This window comes from Streptomyces ossamyceticus (assembly GCF_001418475.1).
Lineage (GTDB): Bacteria > Actinomycetota > Actinomycetes > Streptomycetales > Streptomycetaceae > Streptomyces > Streptomyces ossamyceticus.
The window spans coordinates 1-4197 of sequence record NZ_LIQX01000504.1 but is presented as its reverse complement, the minus strand read 5'-3'; the positions used below and the strand labels follow the sequence as shown (position 1 = coordinate 4197).

Genomic DNA, 4197 nt, shown 5'->3' with positions numbered 1-4197 from the left:
GGGCGAGGGTCAGGCGGTACGCCGTCCGCGGGCCGGGGTCGTCCGGCTCGGCGGAGGGGCGGTGGAGGCGCGCACGATCAGGTCGATCGGCGGGTCGCTCGACGGCAGATGATCCGCGTCGGGGTTCTCGATGGCGTGGACGAGCCGTTTCAGCCCCTCCTGCGCCACCGCGTCGAAGGGTTGGCGCACGGTGGTCAGCGGCGGGTNNGATGTCGTCGAACCCGACGACACTGACGTCCTCCGGGACGCGCCGCCCGGCCTCCGTCAGCGCCCGGATCAGACCGATGGCCATGTCGTCGTTGGCGGCGAACACCGCGGTGACGTCTGCGTCCTCGGCCAGTCGCCGTCCGGCCGCGTAACCGGAGGGGGCGGACCAGTCGCCGCGGACGACCGCCGGCACGTCCCTGCCGTGGTCGTCCAGCGCCGCCCGCCACCCCCGCAGCCGGTCCCGCGCCGCGTACCACCGCTGGGGTCCGGCCAGATGGTGGACCGTCCGGTGACCGAGGGCCAGCAGATGCTCGGTCGCCGTACGGGCCATCACATCGGCGCAGTTGCCCGCCGTCAGCACCGCGGGCGCGGTGACCGGCGACGGCGCGCCGATGACGAGCACCGGCACGTCCACCCGCGGCGAGGCGTCCGGCTCCGTGCGCTCCTCGTCGATCTCGTCGATCGGCTCGGAGATCACGATGCCGTCCACTCCCTGGTCGAGGAGCGAGCCGACGGCACCGGCGACGCCCGCGGGGTCGCCCTCCACCGTGTTGACCACGCGGAGCGCGTACCCGGTGTCCCGGACGACCCGCTCGACACCCATGAGCAGCGAGGCGGGCCCGTACAGGGCCGTCCCCAGCGTCACCACGCCGATCGAACGGGTGCGCCCCGAGGCCAGTGCGCGGGCGGCGTTGTTGCGCCGGTAGCCGAGCTGCTCGGCGGCGTCGAGGACGCGCCGGCGGACCTCGGTGGAGACGTACGGCTCGTCGTTGAAGACCCGTGACACCGTCTTCTGCGAGACCCCGGCCACCCGGGCGACGTCCACACTGCGCGGCGCGGCGGAACTCCCGCCCCGCCCTGCCCCTCGCGTCATGGTGCCTCCCGGTGACCGCACGACCGAACGCCATCATGTCAGACGCGGTGTGTCTGACTGCGTAGTCATGTCTGCGCTGTCATGTCTACGCAGTCAGACGGCGGCCGTCAAGAGTTCGGAACACATGCGTCACACACCGGGGCATCCGTACGGACGCCGGTCCGGCATGGGGAGGCGTGCTGGACCGGCGGCCGGAAGGCCCCTCACCAGGCTCATCTTCTCCGGCGAGGTCAGCCGCGCGACCTCGGTGCCGAGCCAGGGCGTGCCGTCATACGGGTTGTCGCTCCTCGCCAGGCGTTCACCGGCCAAGGCGGCGCAGCGTCGACGCCGCGAGGGGGCCGATCTGCTGCGGCGCGCTCTCGTGGATCACCCCGGCGGCTTGCGCCTGCGTGATGCTGCCCGTCGCATGGTGGGCGACCAAGCCGTGCAGCTCCCGCGCGAGTTGCAGCGGCTCGGCGAGCCCTGTGGCGACGATCGTCCGCTGCCGCCTGACGTCCTGCGGGCGCAGACGGCAGCCCGCTCCGATGGCCCCGCCGACGGCGAACGTCGGCAGGAAGGGGTACCTCAGGGTGCCCCCGGTGCGCAGAGGTTCGTCGATGACACCGGCGCCCACCGCGGCCGCCGGCCCGAGCAGGAGCGTACCGAGCGCGTTCCGCGCCTGAAGCGCTGGTTGGCGCCGGCGCCGCGGGTCCACTGGGCCAGTGACGCCGTTGGCGGTGCGTCACACACGTTCCGCAGCGCGCCCCAGATGCCGCTGATGCTGGACGCGGTGGCGTAAGGGTGTATGGGCGGGTGAACGCAGAGGCTTCGCGGACGGTGTGCGGAAGTGTTGGTGAATCGTCCCGGTATGTTCCCGTACGGCCGTCATCGAGTCGGCGTACGCCCTCCAGGGGGACCCCATGGAAGCTCTGTTCAACCTCGTACCCATCCTCCTGATCGTCTTCGCGGTGGGCGCGGCCGTCGCTCTGGTCCGCCGCTCCCGTCGCGTCAACGACGCCTGGACCAGAGGAATCACCGCCCAGGCGCGCTGCGTCAGGACCTACACGACGACGAGCGGCGGCGGGAACAACCAGGTGCACACGACGCTGCACCACGTCTACGAGTTCACGACCCGCGACGGGCGCCTCATCCGCTTCGACGAGGAGGACGGTCCCTCGACCACCGTCGAGGGGGACATCGTCACCGTGCACTATCTGCCGGAGCGGCCGGAGTACGCCACCGCGAAGCCTCCGGCCCGGGCGAAGCTCGCCGCGACCACCTGCGGCGCGGTGCTCTTCCTCGCCGTGTTCGCCGCCTTCGCCGTCTTCCTCATGATCGCCTGGAACTCCGACGGTTCGATGCCCTGACCCTCGCGACGGCTGACGGCTGACGGCTGACCTCAGGGTCAGGCGTCGGGTGCCGCGTGGACCCGGCGGCCGTCCACGAACGTCTCCAGGACCCGGGTGGCCGCGATCTCCTCCGGCGGTCCGGCGAACGGGTCCCGGTCGAGGACGACCAGGTCGGCCGCCTTGCCGACGGTGATGCTGCCGGTGAGGGCGTCCAGATGGTTCACATGGGCGCTGCCCGCCGTGTAGGCGGCGAGGGCGGTGCCCAGGTCGAGACGCTGCCCGGGCAGGAACTCGGGGGTGCCGTCCGGCGCGTCGGGGGAGACGCGGTTGACGGCGACATGGATGGCCTGCAACGGGTCGGGGCTGCTGACAGGCCAGTCGCTGCCCGCGGCGAGGGTCGCCCCCGCCCGCAGCAGATCCCCGAACGGGTACTGACGGGCGCCGCGTTCGGGCCCCAGGAACGGCAGCGTGAGTTCGTCCATCTGCGGTTCGTGGGCGGCCCACAGCATCTGTAGGTTCGCGGCCGCGCCCAGCCCCCGCAAACGCCGGACGTCGTCGGGGTGCACGACCTGGAGGTGCGCCAGGTGATGGCGGGTGTCCCGGTTGCCATTGGCGGCACGGGCGGCCTCCACCGCGTCGAGCGCCTCACGCACCGCGCGGTCGCCGAGCGCGTGGAAGTGGACCTGGAAGTCGAGCGCGTCGAGTTCCGTGACGTACTTCTTCAGCTCGCCGGGTTCGACGAAGCTGATGCCGCTGGTGCCCGAGGCGCAGCCGCAGCCGGTGAGGTACGGGTCGAGCATGGCCGCCGTGTGGTTCTCGGCGATGCCGTCCTGCATGATCTTCACCGTTCCGGCGCGGAACCGGTCTCCGCTCAACTCCTCCCGCCGTGCGACGAGTTCGGGTATCTGCTCGGCACCCCGCTCCCGGTCCCACCACAGCGCGCCGACCACCCGGGCGGTGAGGAGCCCTCGGTCCAGGGCCGCCCGGTACGAGGGCGCCGGGTCCGCCATGTTGGCGTACGCGCCGACGATCGCGTCCTGCCAGGCGGTCACACCGTGGGAGTGCAGCACGCTCTGGGCGCGCAGCAGCGCGGCCAGTTGCTCCTGGGCGGTGGGGGCGGGCACCAGTCGGCCCACGAGATGGACGGCACCCTCCTGGAGCATGCCGGTCGGGTTGCCGTCGCCGTCGCGTTCGATCCGGCCGTCGACGGGGTCCGGGGTCCGGGCGTCGATGCCGGCCCGCTCCAGCGCCACGCTGTTCACCCAGGCGCCGTGGTGGTCCCGGTTGGGCAGGAACACCGGCCGGTCCGGGACGATCGCGTCGAGGGCCGCCGCCGTCGGGGCGCCGCCGGGGAACGCCTCCAACGACCAGCCCCCGCCGGTGATCCACTCGGCGTCCGGGTGCCGGTCGGCGTACTCCGCGATCCTGCGCAGATACGCGGCGGGGTCGACGGTGTCGCCGAGATGGCACAGGCCGAGTTCCAGGCCCGCGCCCTGCGGGTGCACATGGGCGTCCTGGAAGCCGGGCAGCAGCAGCTTCCCGGCGAGGTCGACGACCTCGGTTCGCGGCCCGATCAGGGCGTGCACCTCGTCGTGGCCGACGGCGATGATCCTCCCGTCGTGCACGGCCACCGCGGTGGCGCGGCTGCGGGCGGGGTCGACGGTGTGGACGGGACCGCCGGTGAGGACCAGATCGGCGGCGCTCGGGACACGGGACTGCGGCAAGGCGGGAGCTCCAGGAGAGACGGCGGTGTGAGGGGAGGCGCGGGAGGAGGAGAACGTTTGGGGG

General features: G+C 72.7%; 3 protein-coding genes and 2 pseudogenes. 1 reads left to right on the top strand and 4 read right to left on the bottom strand.

The window, feature by feature from the left end; translation table 11 throughout:
* Positions 1-9 precede the first annotated feature (9 nt).
* From AOK15_RS47535 to AOK15_RS30995, 3 genes and pseudogenes are all read right to left on the bottom strand, one after another.
* Positions 10-206, bottom strand: a pseudogene (locus AOK15_RS47535) (substrate-binding domain-containing protein); the annotation flags it as partial.
* Positions 207-208: 2 nt separating this feature from the next.
* A pseudogene (locus AOK15_RS31000) lies at positions 209-1081 on the bottom strand (LacI family DNA-binding transcriptional regulator); the annotation flags it as partial.
* Positions 1082-1379: 298 nt separating this feature from the next.
* Complete coding sequence (locus tag AOK15_RS30995; RefSeq protein WP_055521656.1) at positions 1380-1775, bottom strand: hypothetical protein; 396 nt, start codon at positions 1773-1775, stop codon at positions 1380-1382.
* Between the two features lie 205 nt (positions 1776-1980).
* Here AOK15_RS30995 and AOK15_RS30990 point away from each other — a divergent pair, with 205 nt between their 5' ends.
* Positions 1981-2427 (top strand): DUF3592 domain-containing protein, encoded by a 447-nt coding sequence (locus AOK15_RS30990; protein WP_055521655.1) that lies wholly within the window; start codon positions 1981-1983, stop codon positions 2425-2427.
* 38 nt (positions 2428-2465) lie between these two features.
* Here AOK15_RS30990 and AOK15_RS30985 read toward each other — a convergent pair whose 3' ends face one another.
* Entirely contained in the window at positions 2466-4133 is a 1668-nt protein-coding gene (locus tag AOK15_RS30985; protein WP_055521654.1) for an amidohydrolase, read from the bottom strand.
* Positions 4134-4197 lie beyond the last annotated feature (64 nt).